The organism is Rhodanobacter fulvus Jip2 (assembly GCF_000264315.1).
Classification (GTDB): Bacteria; Pseudomonadota; Gammaproteobacteria; order Xanthomonadales; family Rhodanobacteraceae; genus Rhodanobacter; species Rhodanobacter fulvus.
This window is the reverse complement of sequence record NZ_AJXU01000028.1, coordinates 261,155-278,361: the sequence shown is the minus strand read 5'-3', so window position 1 is coordinate 278,361 and position 17,207 is coordinate 261,155. Positions and strand designations below refer to the sequence as shown.

Here is a 17,207-nt window from a genome sequence, read left to right as displayed (position 1 = left end):
CCATGGACCTGCGCCAGCTCCGCTATTTCATTGCCGTCGCCCGCGAGCGCAACTTCACCCGCGCCGCTGAAAAACTGCACATCGCCCAGCCGCCGCTGAGCCGGCAGATCCAGTTGCTGGAGGAGGAACTGGGCGTGACCCTGATCTCCCGCGCCAGCCGGCCGTTGCGGCTCACCGATGCGGGCAAGCTGTTCCTCGAACAGGCGCTGCAGATCCTCGGCCGGGTCGAGCAGATGAAGGCCGCGACCCAACGCGTGGGGCATCAGCAGCGGCGCGTGTTCTCGATCGGCTTCGTGGCTTCCACCTTGTACGGCGGTGTCCCGGCGCTGGTGCGCGAGCTGCGCAAGCACGCCCCGGAGCTGGACATCCAACTGGTCGAGCTGATGTCGGTGCAGCAGATCGAGGCGCTCAAGGCCGGGCGTATCGACATCGGCTTCGGCCGCATCCGCCGCAACGATGCAGTGGTCGAACGCACCGTGCTGCGCGAGGAGCGTCTGGTGCTCGCCGTGGCGCCGGGCAGCCGGCTGGCCGACAACGATGCGCCGGTAGCGATTGCCGAATTGGCGGGCGAGGACCTGATCGTCTACCCGAAAGGCCAGCACCCCTCCTTCGCCGACCAGGTGCTTGCCCTGCTGGAGGACCACGGCGTGCGGCCCGGCAACGTGCACGAGGTCAGCGAGATGCAGATCGCGCTGGGGCTGGCCGCGGCCGCCACCGGCATCTGCGTGGTGCCATACACCGCCAGCCTGCACCGCACCGATCTGCACTACCGCGTGATCGACGACGAACACGCGACCTCGCCGATCATCCTCAGCCACCGCCGCGACGACGACTCGCCTTACATCGTGTTGATCAAGCAACTGGTACAGGAGTTGTACGCGGCGTCACCGCCCTGGCTGGGTCCGGCGGGCGGCAACCTGTAGGCCAGCGGTGCCCCACACGCGATGAGGAGACCATCATGGGATTACTGGTAGACGGCAGGTGGCAAGACCAGTGGTACGACACCGGCAGCACCGGCGGGCGCTTCGAACGTTCGGCAAGCCGGTTCCGCAACTGGATCACCGCCGACGGCAGCGCCGGGCCATCCGGCCAGGACGGTTTCAAGGCGGAAAGCGGTCGCTACCATTTGTACGTGTCCTACGCCTGCCCGTGGGCGCATCGCGCCTTGGTGATGCGGGCGTGGAAAGGCCTGGAACAGCACATCGACGTATCCGTGGTGCATCCGTTGATGCTGGAAAACGGGTGGGAACTGCGCACCGACTTCGCGGGCGCGACCGGCGACCGACTCTACGGATTCGGCAAGCTGTACGAGCTGTATCTGAAGGCCGACCCGCACTACAGCGGCCGAGTAACGGTACCGACGCTGTGGGACAAGCAGCGCGAAACCATCGTCAACAACGAGTCATCGGAAATCATCCGCATGCTCGGGGCAGCCTTCGACGGCATCGGCGCACGGGCGGGCGATTACTACCCCGACGACCTGCGCGCCGCCATCGACACCATCAACGCGACCGTCTACGACAACGTCAACAACGGCGTCTACAAGGCCGGCTTCGCCACCAGCCAGGAAGCCTACGACGAGGCGGTCACCGCGCTCTTCGCCACGCTGGAATCACTCGAGCAGCGCCTGGGGCAACACCGTTACCTCGTCGGCAACACGCTGACCGAAGCGGACCTGCGCCTATGGACCACACTGGTGCGCTTCGACGCGGTGTACGCGACGCACTTCAAATGCGACCGCAAGCGAATCCGCGACTATCCCAACCTCGATGGCTTGCTGCGCGACATCTACCAACTGTCTGGCGTGGCTGACACCGTGTGGATGGACCACATCCGCCACCACTACTTCCGCAGCCACAAGTCGATCAACCCGTACGGCATCGTATCGATCGGCCCGGTCCCCGCGTTCGATGCTCCGCATGATCGCGATCGGCTGGGCGAACGGGAGATCCGGGGCGCCTGAAACCTTCGGCCTTGGCTGCAGATACCCGGCTGGGTCGGTTGCGACCCGGCGCGTGCGGCATGGCGTCATACGACGAGCCTTAATGTTGCCTGGCCTCGATACCGTCAAACAGCTTGTTGATCGCGCCGTAATCCAGCGCCTTGCCGGATACCTGTTTGCCCTCGCCATGCAGGAAACTGTCGGCGAGTCCGGCCACGCAATCCAGGGTCGCGATCGAAATCGACGCCCCTGCACTCAGTCGCCGCACACCCAGAGCGGCCAGTTCCGGAACGCTGGGTAGGCCCGGCCGGCTCATCACATTCAACGGCAACCCCGCGTTCGAGACGATGTGGCGGATATCGTCGGCATCGACCACACCGGGCACGAACAGGTTGTCGGCGCCAGCCGCGCGATACCGCGCTGCACGGGCGAGGGTTTCCTCGACGCGCCGGTCATCGCTGGCGAGACCACGCAGATAGACGTCCGTACGGGCGTTGACGAACAGGTCGACACCGCGCTGAGCGGCCATACGCTTGATCCGTTCGATCTTGCCGGCGAGCAGGTCAGGACTGTCGGCGCCATCCTCGATATTGATGCCGACCGCACCGGCGTCGATCACGCGGGCGACGTTGTCGGCAACGGTCGCAGGATCGCTGGCGTAGCCGTCCTCGAAATCGACGCTGAGCGGCACTCGGATGACGCGGACGATGTTGGCGATCGTGGCAACCGAGTGCTGCACGGGTAACCGGCTGCCATCGACGTAGCCGTTGGCCCACGCCACGCCGGCACTGGTGGTGGCGATGGCCTTGGCGCCGAGGCTTTCGATCAGCCGGGCACTGCCGGCGTCCCATGCATTGGCGAGCAGCAGCAGGCCGTGCTGGTGCAATTGGCGGAAGGTGGCTGCGTGATTGGCTGTTGTCATCGGGATGACTCCGGAGTGAGTTGGGGAATGGCCGCATCGAGTTTGCCGTGAGGCGCGCTGGACACCAGCGTATTCATCGATGCGGCAACCGCGCCATGTACAGCAATACACCCGCCAGGCTCTTCAGGTCCTGGTTGTTGTGTGCCAGCACCCGGCGCAGGTTTCGTGCGGAACCGCCGCGCAGGTAGGTGAGCCAGGCGGCGGGGGCTTCGGAACCGGGCAGGTCGTCCTCGCGCACCACGCCGAGCAGTTCGCGTTCGGCGGTGGCCAGGCGGCAGTTTTCCCATTGGCCTTTCCAGTGGCGGCGCACGGGATGGAGCAGATCCAGATGGCCCAGGCCGGTCAGCGGGTCGGGCAGGCGCGCCAGGCGGTAGCGCGTTTTCAGCAGGGGCGAGTCGTAGCATTTGCCGTTGTAGCTGACGAGCACGGTGTCGTCGGCCAGCCAGCTGGCGAAGGTGCGCAGCATGGCGGTTTCGGCGGCCATGCTGGTGATGGTGAGCTGGCGGATGCGGAAGCGGCCGTCGTGCCAGTCGGCGGCGCCGATCATGAAGGCGCGGGTGCCGGTGCCGCCGGCCAGGCCGGTGGTTTCGGTGTCGAAGTGCAGCAGGCGGTGGTGATGCACCGGCTCCATGCGGGCGAAGCCGGCATCGATGATGGCGGGCGGGGCGAGCCAGTCGACATGGGCTTCGGTGTAGCGCAGGCCGGGGGATAGCTCGATGCCGGGAACGTCGCGGTCGCTGGAAGCCAGGTACGCCGGGCCACGCTTGAGCTGGGCGTGCCGTTGCAGCAGGCGGCGGAGGTCGGGCGAGAGCGACGATGGCGCGGCGGCTTTCGGTTTTCCCGCCGGCCAAAGGGATGGCATGCCATCGATTCGGGGGACGGGGGATGGGGTGGCGTGGCCCTTCGACTTCGCTTCGCTACGCTCAGGGTGAGCGGGGCCTTGAGGCGGCGTGTGCCCTGCATCTGCGCGCAATTGGCGCAGCTTCGCACTCAGCGCACTCATAGCGCCACCAGCAATGCGAGCACACGCAGTGCCAGCGACTTGGCCGTATGGACGGCCAGATCAACGTTCTCGTCGGCGGCCAGAATTGGCCCCACGCAGGCGGGGCAGCCGGCGTGGCAATCGCAGCGTTCGATCAGGGTGATCGACTGCGTGATCAGGTCTTCGCGGCGATGGAACAGCGGCTCGCTCTGGCCGATGCCGCCCGGGAACGCGTCGTACAGATAGACGGTGGGCGTGAACGGCGCATCGGGCGCCAGCGCCATCGGCTGGCCGTCGCTGCCGCGCAGTTGGCCGCGGCCGCTGAGGTCGGCGCTGACGAACCAGGCGCCATCGCCGCTGCCAACCGATTTCTGCAGGTCGCGCGCCTCGGCCATCACCGCCACCGTGGCCACGATATGCAGCGCGTAGGCGGCGCCGAGGAAACCATCCAGCGCCTGTTGGCGATCATCGAACGCGGACGCCAGCACCGCCTGCGACAGCTGCCACCACACTGCGGTGGTGTGCAGTTCCTGGTCGGGCAGGTTGACCGGGCCGTAGCCGATGTTTTCGTGCGTGTAGAAGCGGATTTTCTTGTAGCCGGGCACGCGCCGCACCACGTGCACCTCGCCGTGGTGGGCCTGGCCGCGGCCGGCGCCGGCGCTGTCGAAACAATCGAGCACTTTCAGCTTGGTGTAGTCGATGGCGTCGGTGTAGTAATCGACCTGGGTGCGCGTGACGTAGGCCTTGCGGCCTTCCCAGTCCAGCCGTTCCACCTGGTAGGGCACGGACTGGATCATGTGGATGGCGCCTTCGTACAAGGTCACCGGCGCGGCGCTGTAATCGACTTCGGCGATGATGGTCTGGCGGCCGTTGGTGCGGTCGACCACCACGAAGTTGCCGTCGGCCACCGAGCGCAATGACACCGCGATGGCGGGGTAGCTGTCGGCGATCCACTCCCAGCGATCGCCCTCGCGATGCAGCACGCCTTCCTCGCCCAGCACGTCCAGCCACGGCGTGACGATTTCAGTGCCGAACATCTCGTCGCCCACGAACGGCAGTTCGAACGCGGCGCAGCGGATGTGGTCGAGCAGGATCAGCGGCTGATCGGGCTGGATGCGCGCGTGCTCGGGCGTGGCACCCTGGAAGAATTCCGGGTGTCGCACCAGGTATTGATCGAGCGGATCGGAGCTGGCCACCAGCACGCCCAGTGCCGATTGCTGGCGCCGCCCAGCGCGGCCGAAGCGCTGCCATGTGGCCGCCACGGAGCCGGGATAGCCGTTCAACACCACCACGTCGAGCGAACCGATGTCCACGCCCAGCTCCAGCGCCGAGGTGCTGACGATGCCGTCGACGCTGCCCGCGCGCATGTCGCGCTCGGCGGCGCGGCGCTCCTTGGGCAGGTAGCCGCCTCGATAGGCGCGGATGCGTGGGGGTTTGCGCGGGTCGTGGTCGAACACGTCCTTCAGGTATTTGGTGAGCACCTCGACCATGCTGCGGCTCTGCGCGAATACCAGCGTCTTCAGGCCGGATTTGATCGCCAGCCGCGCGATGCGGTTGGTCTGCGAACGCGCCGAGGCGCGCAGGCCCAGGTCCGGATTGATCACCGGCGGATTCCACAGCAGCACGTGCTTCTCGCCGGCCGGCGCGCCGCTTTCAACGATGGCGGTGACGGCATCCTCGATCAGCGCTTCGGCATGCTGCTGCGGATTGCCGATGGTGGCCGAGCACAGGATGAATTGCGGGGTGACACCGTAGAACGCGCACACGCGTTTCAGCCGGCGAATCACGTTGGCCACGTGCGAGCCGAACACGCCGCGATAGGTGTGCACCTCGTCGATCACCACGTAGCGCAGGTTTTCGAAAAACTGCGCCCACTTGGTGTGATGCGGCAGGATCGCCTGGTGCAGCATGTCCGGGTTGCTGACCACGATATCGCCATGCAGGCGGATCGCCTGGCGCGCATCACCGGGCGTGTCGCCATCGAAGGTGAACGCCTTGACGCCCAGTTCGCCGGCCTGGTTCAGTTCCAGCAATTCGGCCACCTGGTCCTGCGCCAGCGCCTTGGTCGGGAACAGGTACAGCGCCTTGGCGTGCTGCTGCATCGCCGCGCTGATCACCGGCAGCGTGTAGCACAGCGATTTGCCCGATGCGGTGGGCGTGGCCACGGCCACGTGCGCTCCGGCCTGCGTGGCGGCCCACGCCTCGGCCTGGTGGCTGTAGAGCTGGTCCACGCCACGGCTACGCAGCGCTTGCGCCAGGGCCGGTGGCAAGTCGGCCGGCAGCGGCGCGTAGCTGCCGTCCTGCGCCGGCACCACGAAGGCGCCGGTGATGCGCGCGGCATAGCGCTTGTTGAGCCGCTGCGCCAGCGAGCGGCCGTCGTCGGGGCTGCGCAGCACCAGTTCGTCGGCGGCGTGGTAACGGTCGGGCAGGGCGTTCATGGGCGGATCTCGGCGGGCAGGGCGGCATGACAGCAAGGGGTGGTCTCATCCACTGAGATCACGCGGAGCAAGACTGGAGCCGCACCGCGACGTTCATCTTTCTCTTCTTCATTTTCACCACAAAAGGTGAAAAGATACCAGCCATGACCCTGCAGCTCACCGCCCGCCAATCCAACATCCTGGATTTCATCCGCGACCGCCTCGACCACACCGGCCAGGCGCCCACGCTGGAGGAAATCGGCCTGGCGATGGGGCTGGCCAACGTCAGCGCCGTGCTGAAACACGTGCGCTCGCTGGAGGCGAAGGGGCGGCTGCTGATCGAGCCGAACCGCTCGCGCGGCATCCGCCTGGTGACCTCGCACGATCCCATGGACGCGGACACGATGGAGCTGCCATTGGTCGGCCGCATCGCCGCCGGCGAGCCGCTGTTTTCCGACGCGCGGGTGGAGCGCACGCTGCGCGTGTCCAGCTGGCTGTTCCGGCTGAAGCCCGATTACCTGGTGCGCGTGGTGGGCGATTCGATGCGCGACGAAGGCATCCTCGACCAGGACATCGTGGGCGTGCACGCCACGCCGGTGGCGCGCCATGGCCAGGTGGTGGCCGCAAGGGTGGGCGGCGACCGTTTCACCATCAAGCGGCTGCACTGGCAGGGCGACGTGATCCGGCTGTTGCCGAACAGCCCGGGCTACCAGCCGATCGACCCCGACCCTACCGAGGATTTCGCCATCGAAGGTCTGTTCGCGGGCCTGTTGAGGGGCAGCTGATGGGCGCCGTGGTGGCCTTGTCCACGCTGCTGGATGCGCAGCAGGTCTGGCGCGGGCGCGCGGCGCCGATCCCGGTCGGCGAGCAGCCTACCGGTTGGGCCGAGCTCGATGCCGCGCTGCCGGCCGGCGGCTGGCCGGCGGCATCGTTGTCGGAGATCCTGCTGCCGGCCGATGGCGTGGGCGAATTGCGGCTGGTGCTGCCGACCCTGGCGCGGCTCACCCAGGGCGCGCGCACGGTGGTGATCGTGGCGCCGCCGTACCTGCCCTGCGTGGCCGGCTGGCAGCAACAGGGCGTGGACATGCGCCGGGTCGACATCGTCACCGCCGGTGACAACGACGTGGCCTGGGCGATGGAGCAATGCCTGCGTTCGGGCAGCTGCGCGGCGGTGCTGGCGTGGCCACGCCAGGCCGACGACCGCACGCTGCGACGGCTGCAGGTGGCGGCGGATCACGGCCAGGCGCTGGCGTTCGCCTTCCGCGATCGCAAGCACCTGCCGCACGCGTCGCCGGCGGCCCTGCGGCTGGAGCTGGAAGCTGCGCCCCGCGCCCAGGTGTGGGTGCGCAAATGCCGTGGCGGATCGGTGCCGGCACAGCCGGTGCCGCTCGGTCGCGCGCTGCATTGATGGCCGGCCGTCATGTTGTGGGCCTGCATTGTGCTGCCGCACCTGGCGCTGGACGGCGTCCTTCGGCGTCGACCCGACGCCGGGCCGCTGGTGCTGGTGGATGGCCCCGTCAACGCGCGCAGCATCGTTTCGGCCAATCGCGAGGCCCGTGAGGCCGGCTTGCACGTCGGCCAGCGGCTGAGCGCCGCGCAAGCCTTGCTGACCCGCTTCGATGCCTTGCCGTACGACCGCGAGGCGGTGGATCGCTGGCACCGTTTCCTGGCTGCCGTGGCGTACCGCTACAGCTCCGAGGTGAGCCTGCTGCCGCATGCGATCGTGCTGGAGGTGAGCCGCAGCATGGGCTTGTTCGGCCCCTGGCCGCGGCTGGAAGCGATGCTGCGCGCGGACCTCGCCGCGCTGGGTTTTCGCCACCGCATCACCGCCGCGCCCACGCCGCATGCCGCGTATGTGCTGGCGGGCGTCAGCGATGGTCAGGCGGTGCTGACGCCCGATACCTTGCGCCGCGCGCTGCAAGGCGTGCCGATTGGCAAGAGCCGTTTGCCGGCGGCGGCGACGGAAGCCTTGCCTGGCATGGGCATCCGCACGCTGGGTCAGTTGCTGGGCCTGCCGCGCGATGGCCTGCGCCGCCGCTTCGGCGTCGAGTTGCTGGCGGCGCTGGACCGGCTCACCGGCGAGCTGCCCGCGGGGCTCGATGCCTATCGTCCGCCCGACGTGTTCGACCTGCGCATCGAGTTGATGCACGAGGTGGAAAACATCGCCTCGCTGGTATTCCCCCTACGCCGCATCACCGGTGATCTGGCCGCCTATCTGGCGGGTCGGGATGGCGGTGTGCAGCGATTCGTTCTGCGGCTGGAACATCGCGACGGCAAGGTCACCGAGGTTCCCGTAGGCCTGCTCACGCCCGAGCGCGAGCCCGGCATGTTGTTCGAACTGGCACGTGGCCGGCTGGATCAGGTGCAGTTGCCCGAGCCGGTGCTGGCGATGCGGCTCATCGCGCGCGATCTGCCGCCGTTCGTGCCGGGCGGCCGCGACCTGTTCGACGAACGCCCCGCCAATGCGCTGCCGATCGAGCAACTGCGCGAGCGCCTGCGCGCGCGGCTGGGCGATCGCGCCGTGCATCAGCTGGACAGCACCACCGACCCGCGGCCGGAGCGGGCGCAAGCCGTTGCCGGGCAAAGCCCTTGTGGGAGCGGCTTCAGCCGCGATGCTTTTGCTTTTACGAATCCCAAATCCCCAATCCCAAATCCCGGCTCAAAAGCATCGCGGCTGAAGCCGCTCCCACAACAGCCGCTCCCACAAAGCGACGAGCCGCGTCCCACCTGGCTGCTCGATCGCCCCATCCCCTTGCGCGGCACCGCGCCGCGCATCCTTTCCGGCCCCGAGCGGCTGGAAACCGGCTGGTGGGATGGCGGCGAGGTGTGCCGCGATTACTACGTGGTGGAGACGTCGCTGGGTCAGCACGCATGGGCGTTCTGCGCACCGGGCGAGCAGGCGGGCTGGATGCTGCAGGGGTGGTTCGCATGATGGATTACGCCGAACTGCATTGCCTGTCCGACTTCTCCTTCGGCCGCGGCGCATCGAAGGCCGGCGAATTGTTCGAGCGCGCCAAAGCCTGCGGTTACAGCGCGCTGGCGATCACTGACGAATGTTCGCTGGCGGGCATCGTGCGCGCGTACCAGGCCTCGACCGAGCTCGACCTGAAGCTGATCGTGGGCGCGGAATTCCAGTTGGAGGACGGTCCCAAGCTGGTGCTGCTGTGCGAAAACAAACAGGGCTATACCGAACTCTGCCGCTTGATCACGCGCGGACGCCGCGCTTCGGAAAAAGGCAACTATCGGCTCACCCGCGCGGATATGGAAAACGGCTTGCCGGGCACGCTGGCCTTGTGGCTGCCGCCAGCGCAGCCGGATATCACGCACGGCCGCTGGGTGCGCGATACCTTCGGCGAGCGCGCCTGGCTGGCGGTGGAACTGCATCGCGGCCCCGACGACGCGGCACGCCTGCACGAACTGCAGCGGATCGGCCACGCACTGGATCTGCCCCTGGTGGCCAGCGGCGACGTGCACATGCACGTGCGCCGCCGGCTGGCGCTGCAGCACACGCTCACCGCGATCCGCCATCGCGTGCCGATCGCCGAGGCGGGCGCGCTGATCTTCCGCAACGGCGAACGCCACCTGCGCCGCCGCGATGTGCTGACCGAGCTCTACCCTGGGGCCTTGCTGCAGGAAAGCGTGCGCATCGCCGAGCGCTGCACCTTCCATATGAGCGAGCTGAATTACGACTATCCGACGGAGTTGGTGCCGGAAGGTTATTCGCCGTCCAGCTGGCTGCGTCATCTGGCCGAGGAAGGCATCCGCTGGCGTTGGCCGCAGGGCGCCAGCGCGAAAGTGCGCAAGCTGATCGACGACGAGCTGGCGTTGATCGCCACGAAAAAATACGAGGCGTTCTTTCTCACCGTATACGACATCGTCCGCTTCGCACGCAGCCAGCACATCCTCTGCCAGGGTCGCGGCTCGGCCGCCAACTCCGCCGTGTGTTTCGCGCTGGGCGTGACCGAGGTGGATCCGGAGGTCAACAACCTGCTGGTGGCGCGCTTCATCAGCGAGGACCGCGACGAACCGCCCGACATCGACGTGGATTTCGAGCACGAGCGGCGCGAGGAAGTCATCCAGTACATCTACAAAAAGTACGGTCGCGAGCGTGCCGCGCTGGCCGCCACCGTGATCTGTTACCGCGGCCGCAGCGCGGTGCGCGACGTGGCCAAAGCCCTCGGCCTGCCGCTGGACCAGGTCGACCGGCTCAGCGATGTTTTCGCGCGAGGTTGGGGCGACAGCACGGCCGAGGAGCGGTTGCGCGAACAGGGTTTCGATCCCGACAGCCCGGTCATCCGCCGCGTGCTGAAACTCACCTACGAGTTGCTCGGCATGCCGCGGCATTTGTCGCAGCATGTGGGCGGCTTCGTGATCTCCAACACCACGCTGAGCGAGATGGTGCCCGTGGAAAACGCGGCGATGGCCGACCGCACGGTGATCCAGTGGGAGAAGGACGACCTGGATTACATGCGCATGCTGAAAGTCGATTGCCTGGCGCTGGGCATGCTGACCTGTCTGCGCAAATGCTTCAGCATGCTGCAAAGCGAGCATGGCGTCGTCACATCCATCGCGACGATTGCCAAAGCCGAGGAGAACGACAAGGACACCTACGAAATGATCCAGCGCGCCGATACCGTCGGCGTGTTCCAGATCGAAAGCCGGGCGCAGATGGCCATGCTGCCGCGGCATCGGCCGGAAAAGTTCTACGACCTGGTGATCCAGGTGGCGATCGTGCGGCCTGGGCCGATCCAGGGCGACATGGTGCATCCGTACCTGCGACGCCGTAATGGCGAGGAAGAAGTCGACTATCCATCGCCGCAATTCAAGGCGGTGCTGCAACGCACGCTCGGCGTGCCGCTGTTCCAGGAGCAGGTGATGCAACTGGCCATCGTGGCGGCCGACTTCACCGCTGGCGAGGCCGACAAGCTGCGCCGCTCGATGGCCGCGTGGAAACGCCATGGCGGACTGGAGCCGCATCGCGAAAAACTGATACGCGGCATGTTGAAGAACGGCTACACGGCAGCTTTCGCCGAGCGCATCTTCGAGCAGATCAAGGGTTTTGGCTCCTACGGCTTCCCCGAATCGCACGCGGCCAGCTTCGCCAACCTGGTGTATGCCTCGTGCTGGCTGAAATGCCATTACCCCGCCGCATTCGCCTGCGCGCTGCTCAATTCGCAGCCGATGGGTTTCTACGAGCCCAGCCAGATCGTGCAGGATGTGCGGCGCCATCGCGTCGCGGTGCATCCGGTGGACGTACGCTTCAGCGATTGGGATTGCACGCTGGAGCCGGACCCGCGCGGCGATGCCGATGCCCGCGCGATCCGGCTGGGTCTGCGCATGGTGCGCGGGTGTTCCGAAGCCGCCGCACTTCGCCTCGTTGCGGCGCGCGAACAACGCGCCTTCACCGACATCGCCGACCTGTGCGCGCGCGCCGGCCTCGATCGCCGCCATCAGGAACTGCTGGCCGATGCGGCGGCGCTGCGTGGGCTGGCCGGCCATCGCCATCGCGCGCGCTGGGCGGTGGCCGGGGTCGAGGCGCAGCTGCCGTTGTTCGGTGCCCAAAGCCCGGCCGAGCCGGCCGTGATCCTGCCGTTGCCCACGCAGGCGGAGGATACGCTGGCCGATTACGCGCGCACCGGCCTCAGCCTGGGCGCGCATCCGCTGCGGCAGATCCGCGCCCGCTTGAACGCAGCGCGTTGCATCGACGGAAAGGCGCTACGCAAACAGCCGCACAACAGTCACGTGCGCGTGGCCGGTCTGGTGACGTCGCGACAGCAACCGCAAACCGCCAGCGGCATCATCTTCGTGACGCTGGAAGACGAACACGGCCTGATCAATGTCGTCGTATGGCGCCACGTGGCCGAGGCTCAGCGCCTGCCGCTGCTGCAAGCGCGCCTGCTGGCGGTGGAAGGGCAGTGGGAACAGGTGGAAGGCGTCAGCCACCTGATCGCGCACCGGCTCAGGGATCTCACGCCGCTGCTGGGTGCCCTGGATGCGCGCTCACGGGATTTCCATTAGTCGCACGGCCACTGTGTTGTAGGAGCGCACCCTGTGCGCGATGCCTTTTACGGGAATCGGGAATCGGGAATCGGGATTCGGGAATCGGGATTCGGGATTCGGGATTCGGGATTCGGGATTCGGGATTCGGGATTCGGGATTCGGGATTCGCAAAAGCAAAAGCAAGATCAAGAGCTCGCGCACAGGGTGCGCTCCTACAAGGGTTCGGACGATCCCGTCGGCGAGCGGCTGTCCTCGGGGTGCGTGTCCTGGCCGGTGACGCTGCGATAGAAGCCAACCGCCAGGATCGCGACCAGGGCGGCCATCAGCACGATAAGCCCTATCCACCGACGGCGATTTTTCATGACGGCCTCCTGCTGCGCTTGTGGATCAGGTTGAACATCACGCCATATCCGCCAGCACGGCGACCACGTCACGCAGGTCGGCTACCAGTTCCGCGTAAGCCTGATGGCGTTGGTCGGGCTTGGGCATGCGCAGCACCGCGGAAGGGTGCCAGGTCGCCATGCCGCGTACCTCTTCGCCCAGTTCGCGCCATTGCCCGCGCTCGCGGGTGATGCGGAAGGCATTGCCGAACAGTGTCTGCGCCGCCATCGCGCCCAGTCCGATCACCACGCGCGGCTGCACCCGCGACAGTTCGGCCGCCAGCCACATGCGGCACGCCGCCTGTTCGGAGGCGTTGGCGCGCTTGTGCAATTTCGCGTTGCCGCGGTTTTCGTATTTGAAACGCTTGACGGTATTGGTGAGATAGAGCGCCCCCCGATCCAGCCCCGCCTCCTCCAGCGCACGGTCCAGCAGGTGCCCGGCGGGGCCTACGAACGGCGCGCCCGTTTCATCCTCCTGCTGCCCGGGCTGCTCGCCGATCAACATCGCCGCTGCGGTGGCAGGGCCTTCGCCGAATACCGTCTGCGTGGCGTTGCGCCATAGCGGGCAGGCGCGGCAGCCTCTGGCCTTGCGGCGCAACGTCACCAGCGCGCCCGTGGGGATCTCCGCCACGGGCTTGGCCAGCGGAAGGGTAGGGGCGCTGGCAGCCTTCATCGGCGCATCAGAAAACGCCCAGCAGCAACAGCACGATGACAATGATCACGATGATGCCCAGGCCACCCACGGGACGATAACCCCACGACCGGCTGTACGGCCAAGCGGGAAATGCGCCGATCAGCAGAATGATCAGCACGATGATCAGCAGAAGTGACATCGACATGAGAGCGTCCTTGTAGTTGGGCACGAAGCGTGCGGAGAGGCGGCAGGCGCTGCCTGTCGCGGCCTGCACCATGGCAAGCGGCTCGTGCATGCACCGTCAAAAAAACTTGACGTGGCGTCCATGCGGAAAGTCGCAAGCTGCGCGCTCCCTCACCCCAGGAAAGCGCCATGACCGAGTCCGAAAAATTGAGCGGCCGTCGCATTGCCATGCTCGCCACCGACGGGTTCGAGCAATCCGAGCTGACCGAACCCAAACGCTTGCTGGAAACGGCCGGCGCCCAGGTGGATGTGATCGCGCCGGGCGGCGCCACGCAAATCCGGGGTTGGGACAAGAAGAACTGGGGTGACCCGGTAAACGTGGATGTAGCGCTGCAGGATGCGCAAGCGGACAACTACGACGCGCTGATGCTGCCCGGCGGCGTGATGAACCCGGACAAGCTGCGACTGGAACCGGCGGCGATCGCCTTGATCGGCCAGTTCGGTACCTCCGGCAAGTTGATCGCGGCGATCTGCCACGGGCCATGGACCTTGATCGACGCCGGCCTGGTGGACGGCTGCAAGCTCACCTCGTGGCCATCGTTGCGCAAGGATCTGGAAAACGCCGGCGCGCAATGGGAAGACAGCGAAGTGGTGCGCGACGGCCAGCTGATCACCAGCCGCAAACCGCAGGATATCCCCGCGTTTTCCGGTGCGGTCATCGCGGCATTGGAGCAGGCTGACGCCGTGTAGATCGTTCTTCGTCGTTGCCCTTCGACTTCGGCCCTGCCGGCCTACGCTCAGGGTGATCGGTGGCGTGTAAGGCATGCATTTGGTTCACCACCGATCATGCGAATGCCGCGCGCTTCCAACACCGATCACCCTGAGCGTAGCGCAGCGAAGTCGAAGGGCGCCCCGAAACCTGCATCAAATCACGCTTACTTGGGCTGATCCGGCTTGCTCTCCGGAACATTCTGCGACTCGTGCGGGGTATCCGCGTCGGGCATTTGCGCGGGGTCGTGCTTCGGTCTTGGCTGCGGCTCGGGATAGCCCGAGGTACCTGGCGGTTGTTTCGGTCGATCCGTATCCGGCATGAGCGGCTCCGTTCAGTGGCGGGGTTTGAGTGGACGTCCCTATCGGTAGATCAGGCGAGGCGCTTCATCACGTTGTCCAGGTTCTGTTGCACATCGTCGATGCCTTTCCACGGGTCCGAGCGCAGTCGCGCCAACCGCTTGGGCGTGGAATGGATGTCGAAATCGTGGCCGCTTTTCAGCTTGCCCAACTCGCTCCAGCGCAGCGGCACGGCCACCGGTGCACCGGCACGGGCGCGCAGCGAATACGAGGCCACGCTGGTGGCGCCGCGACTGTTGCGCAGGTAGTCCACGTAGATCTTGCCGTTGCGCTGCGACTTGGTGGCAGTGGCCACGAAATCCAGCGGATGCGCCTGCGCCAGGGTGGAGGCGAATGCCTGCGCGAAGCCTTTCACCATCGGCCAGGGGCAGCCGGGATTGAGCGGCACCACCACGTGCAGGCCCTTGCCGCCGGTGGTGCGCAGGAACGATTCCAGGCCCAGTTGCGTGAGCAGTTTGCGCACCAGGCGGGCGGCGGCCACTACGCGCTCCCATGCCACGTTGTCGCCGGGGTCCAGGTCGAACACCACGCGGTTGGCCTTGTCGGGATGCTCCACGGTCGAGCCCCAGGGATGGAATTCCAGCACGCCGAACTGCACCAATTCGATGATCGAGCTGGCGTCCAGCGGGTAGATGTAGACGGCTTGCGCGCCGGATTCTTCCTTCAGCTTGGCGCTGCCCACGTGTTTCAGTCCCTGCATCAGGTGCTTCTGGAAGAAGCAGGTCTTGTCAGCACCCTCCGGGCAGCGGATGACCGAGGTGGGACGGTCGATCACACCGGGCAGGAACCACTTCATCACCGCCGTGTAGTAATCGGCCACCTCCTGTTTGGTGATGCTGCCTTCGGCAAACACCACGCGGTCGGGGTGGCTGATGGCGATGTCGGCGGGTTGGGTGGCATCGCGGCGCGGTTTGCCCTTCGCGGTCTTCTTCGCCGCCTTGCCTTTGCCGGTGGCGCGGTCGGAGTCGAGCAGGTCGGCGGGGTTCTTGTCGGTACGCATGGTTTTCAGGCTCGGTTGGCGCAGCAGGTTCTGGTTGCCGATGCCGCGGTAGTACACCTCGGCCACGGCAACCGGTTTGATCCAGCGGGCGTTGCGCAGCAGCGGATCCACGCCGGCCAGTGCCACCGTGGGTTTCGTGCTGCCTTTTTCGTCCATGGTTTTGCTCAGCGCGCGCAGCTGCTCGTCGGAAAAACCGCTGCCCACGCGGCCGGCATAGATCCAGCCCTCGGGCGTGTCGGGATCGGGCCGGGCCAGCAGCAGCGAGCCGAAACCGCTGCGGCTGCCCTTGGGTGGCGTGTAGCCCACCACGGCGAATTCGTCGCTTTCCAGCCGCTTCACCTTGATCCAGTCGTCACCACGGCCCGGGTGATACGTGGACTTCACGCGCTTGCAGATGATGCCTTCCAGCTGTTGTTCGGTAGCCATCTGGAATACCTGGTCACCGTTGCCGATCGCGTGCGTGCTGAAGGCCAGGTGCGGCGGCGCGTGCACCGTCAGTTGTTGCAGAAGGTCCTTGCGGTCGAGCAGGGCGACGCGCGACAGGTCGTGGCCCTCGAAGTAGGGCATGTCGAACAACATGTAGACCAGCGGCGATTGCATCTCGCCGGAGAGGGTTTTTTGCAGCGCGTTGAAATCGCTTCGCCCCTGCGCGTCCAGCGCTACCAGCTCGCCATCCAGTTGCGCCGATTGCAGTCCCAATAGCTCCAGCGCCTGCACGATGTCGGGCAGTTTGTCGTTCCAGGGCAGGGCATTGCGCGACCACAGCTTCACCTCGCCGCCGGCGATCGCCGTGAGGATGCGGTAGCCGTCCCATTTCACTTCGTGCAGCCAGTCATCACCGGCTGGCGCCGTGTCGCGCAGGCGGGCCAGTTCGGGTTTGAAGAAGTCATTGCTGGCGTTGGCCTTGCGCGCGCCATCCAGGCCGGCGGCGATTTTCGCCAGGCGGGCGCGCGGGATCTTTTTCGTGCCCTTGGGAATGGCCTTCCTGCGCGCCGTGGACTTCCTGGCAGCGGCCTTGGTGGCGGGGGTTTTCGCGGCGGCCTTGGTGCTGGCGATCATCTTCTTGTCCAGTAGATCGTCCGCCTCCACGTCACCGGCGAACGCGTCCTTGGCCTTGATCAGGAACCATGCCGGCTGGCGCTCCTTGCGGCCGCTGCGCACCAGGTGCCAGCCACCCTTGAGGCGCTTGCCGAACAGCTCGAAACGCAGGTGCCCTTTCTGGATTTGCGCTTCGGCGTCGCCCTCGGTGGTCCACACGCCCAGGTCGAACTGGTCGACGTGGCCCTTGCCATAACCGTGCTCGATGTCGCCTTCGAACGTGGCATAGGCCACTGGATGATCTTCCACCTCCACCGCCAGGCGCTTCACTTCCGGGTCGTAGCTGGGGCCCTTGGGCACCGCCCAGCTTTTCAACACGTCGCCCACCTGCAGCCGGAAATCGAAATGGCGGCGACTGGCGTGATGCAGTTGCACCACGAACAGCGAACGGTGCTCCGGCGCCACGGCCGCGTCGGGCGCGGGTTCGCGGGTTTTGCTGAAATCGCGCTTGCGGCGGTATTCCTGCAGTTCGGTCATCGTGCTTGTCCGGCGAGGGGCGCGTATCCATGCGACGGTGGGGT

The 17,207-nt window shown here is 66.5% G+C and carries 14 protein-coding genes; 7 read left to right on the top strand and 7 right to left on the bottom strand.

Annotated features, from left to right (window positions below):
* The first annotated feature begins 2 nt into the window (after positions 1–2).
* Positions 3–923: a LysR family transcriptional regulator gene (locus UU9_RS06610; RefSeq protein WP_007080958.1), complete on the top strand. Its 921-nt coding sequence runs from the start codon at positions 3–5 to the stop codon at positions 921–923.
* A gap of 35 nt (positions 924–958) precedes the next feature.
* Positions 959–1,963, top strand: coding sequence for a glutathione S-transferase family protein (locus tag UU9_RS06605; protein ID WP_007080957.1), 1,005 nt, complete (start codon positions 959–961; stop codon positions 1,961–1,963).
* Positions 1,964–2,042: 79 nt separating this feature from the next.
* Here UU9_RS06605 and UU9_RS06600 read toward each other — a convergent pair whose 3' ends face one another.
* The 3 genes from UU9_RS06600 to UU9_RS06590 form a co-directional block, all read right to left on the bottom strand.
* Entirely contained in the window at positions 2,043–2,864 is an 822-nt protein-coding gene (locus UU9_RS06600) for an isocitrate lyase/PEP mutase family protein (RefSeq protein WP_007080956.1), read from the bottom strand.
* A gap of 73 nt (positions 2,865–2,937) precedes the next feature.
* The gene (locus tag UU9_RS06595) at positions 2,938–3,867 is read right to left on the bottom strand and encodes a ribonuclease H-like domain-containing protein (RefSeq protein ID WP_156804213.1); all 930 of its coding nucleotides are present in this window, start codon (positions 3,865–3,867) and stop codon (positions 2,938–2,940) included.
* Positions 3,864–6,284: a DEAD/DEAH box helicase gene (locus UU9_RS06590; RefSeq protein ID WP_007080954.1), complete on the bottom strand. Its 2,421-nt coding sequence runs from the start codon at positions 6,282–6,284 to the stop codon at positions 3,864–3,866. The genes UU9_RS06595 and UU9_RS06590 overlap by 4 nt, the downstream gene beginning before the upstream one ends.
* A 143-nt stretch (positions 6,285–6,427) precedes the next feature.
* Between UU9_RS06590 and lexA the strand changes: the two genes are divergently transcribed.
* The 4 genes from lexA to UU9_RS06570 are packed head-to-tail and all read left to right on the top strand — an operon-like array spanning position 6,428 to position 12,281.
* Positions 6,428–7,048, top strand: a complete 621-nt coding sequence (gene lexA, locus UU9_RS06585; RefSeq protein ID WP_007080953.1) for a transcriptional repressor LexA — start codon at positions 6,428–6,430, stop codon at positions 7,046–7,048.
* The gene (gene imuA, locus UU9_RS06580; protein ID WP_007080952.1) at positions 7,048–7,671 is read left to right on the top strand and encodes a translesion DNA synthesis-associated protein ImuA; all 624 of its coding nucleotides are present in this window, start codon (positions 7,048–7,050) and stop codon (positions 7,669–7,671) included. The genes lexA and imuA overlap by 1 nt, the downstream gene beginning before the upstream one ends.
* Before the next feature lie 12 nt (positions 7,672–7,683).
* Positions 7,684–9,195: a Y-family DNA polymerase gene (locus UU9_RS06575; RefSeq protein ID WP_007080951.1), complete on the top strand. Its 1,512-nt coding sequence runs from the start codon at positions 7,684–7,686 to the stop codon at positions 9,193–9,195.
* The gene (locus UU9_RS06570) at positions 9,192–12,281 is read left to right on the top strand and encodes an error-prone DNA polymerase (protein ID WP_040670390.1); all 3,090 of its coding nucleotides are present in this window, start codon (positions 9,192–9,194) and stop codon (positions 12,279–12,281) included. The genes UU9_RS06575 and UU9_RS06570 overlap by 4 nt, the downstream gene beginning before the upstream one ends.
* Positions 12,282–12,475: 194 nt before the next feature.
* Here the strand turns inward: UU9_RS06570 and UU9_RS17865 are convergent, their stop codons facing one another.
* Genes UU9_RS17865 through UU9_RS18595 form a run of 3 tightly spaced genes read right to left on the bottom strand, consistent with a single transcriptional unit; the run spans position 12,476 to position 13,572 of the window.
* The gene (locus UU9_RS17865; protein WP_156804212.1) at positions 12,476–12,625 is read right to left on the bottom strand and encodes a hypothetical protein; all 150 of its coding nucleotides are present in this window, start codon (positions 12,623–12,625) and stop codon (positions 12,476–12,478) included.
* A gap of 37 nt (positions 12,626–12,662) precedes the next feature.
* Positions 12,663–13,316, bottom strand: coding sequence for a UdgX family uracil-DNA binding protein (locus UU9_RS06565; protein ID WP_007080949.1), 654 nt, complete (start codon positions 13,314–13,316; stop codon positions 12,663–12,665).
* A gap of 7 nt (positions 13,317–13,323) precedes the next feature.
* Positions 13,324–13,572, bottom strand: coding sequence for a DUF3309 domain-containing protein (locus tag UU9_RS18595; RefSeq protein ID WP_040670389.1), 249 nt, complete (start codon positions 13,570–13,572; stop codon positions 13,324–13,326).
* Between the two features lie 77 nt (positions 13,573–13,649).
* Here UU9_RS18595 and UU9_RS06555 point away from each other — a divergent pair, with 77 nt between their 5' ends.
* On the top strand, positions 13,650–14,210 hold the full coding sequence (locus UU9_RS06555; RefSeq protein WP_007080947.1) for a type 1 glutamine amidotransferase domain-containing protein: 561 nt from the start codon (positions 13,650–13,652) through the stop codon (positions 14,208–14,210).
* Between the two features lie 391 nt (positions 14,211–14,601).
* Here the strand turns inward: UU9_RS06555 and ligD are convergent, their stop codons facing one another.
* Positions 14,602–17,163, bottom strand: coding sequence for a DNA ligase D (gene ligD, locus UU9_RS06550; protein ID WP_007080946.1), 2,562 nt, complete (start codon positions 17,161–17,163; stop codon positions 14,602–14,604).
* Between the last annotated feature and the right edge of the window lie 44 nt (positions 17,164–17,207).

Excerpts from the sequence above, each read along its gene's own strand:
- lexA (WP_007080953.1), top strand. The coding sequence starts at position 6,428 with ATGACCCTGCAGCTCACCGCCCGCCAATCCAACATCCTGGATTTCATC.
- UU9_RS06590 (WP_007080954.1), bottom strand. The coding sequence starts at position 6,284 with ATGAACGCCCTGCCCGACCGTTACCACGCCGCCGACGAACTGGTGCTG.
- UU9_RS06575 (WP_007080951.1), top strand. The coding sequence starts at position 7,684 with ATGTTGTGGGCCTGCATTGTGCTGCCGCACCTGGCGCTGGACGGCGTC.
- imuA (WP_007080952.1), top strand. The coding sequence starts at position 7,048 with ATGGGCGCCGTGGTGGCCTTGTCCACGCTGCTGGATGCGCAGCAGGTC.
- UU9_RS06605 (WP_007080957.1), top strand. The coding sequence starts at position 959 with ATGGGATTACTGGTAGACGGCAGGTGGCAAGACCAGTGGTACGACACC.
- UU9_RS06600 (WP_007080956.1), bottom strand. The coding sequence starts at position 2,864 with ATGACAACAGCCAATCACGCAGCCACCTTCCGCCAATTGCACCAGCAC.
- ligD (WP_007080946.1), bottom strand. The coding sequence starts at position 17,163 with ATGACCGAACTGCAGGAATACCGCCGCAAGCGCGATTTCAGCAAAACC.
- UU9_RS06555 (WP_007080947.1), top strand. The coding sequence starts at position 13,650 with ATGACCGAGTCCGAAAAATTGAGCGGCCGTCGCATTGCCATGCTCGCC.
- UU9_RS06565 (WP_007080949.1), bottom strand. The coding sequence starts at position 13,316 with ATGAAGGCTGCCAGCGCCCCTACCCTTCCGCTGGCCAAGCCCGTGGCG.
- UU9_RS18595 (WP_040670389.1), bottom strand. The coding sequence starts at position 13,572 with ATGCACGAGCCGCTTGCCATGGTGCAGGCCGCGACAGGCAGCGCCTGC.
- UU9_RS06570 (WP_040670390.1), top strand. The coding sequence starts at position 9,192 with ATGATGGATTACGCCGAACTGCATTGCCTGTCCGACTTCTCCTTCGGC.
- UU9_RS17865 (WP_156804212.1), bottom strand. The coding sequence starts at position 12,625 with ATGAAAAATCGCCGTCGGTGGATAGGGCTTATCGTGCTGATGGCCGCC.
- UU9_RS06610 (WP_007080958.1), top strand. The coding sequence starts at position 3 with ATGGACCTGCGCCAGCTCCGCTATTTCATTGCCGTCGCCCGCGAGCGC.
- UU9_RS06595 (WP_156804213.1), bottom strand. The coding sequence starts at position 3,867 with ATGAGTGCGCTGAGTGCGAAGCTGCGCCAATTGCGCGCAGATGCAGGG.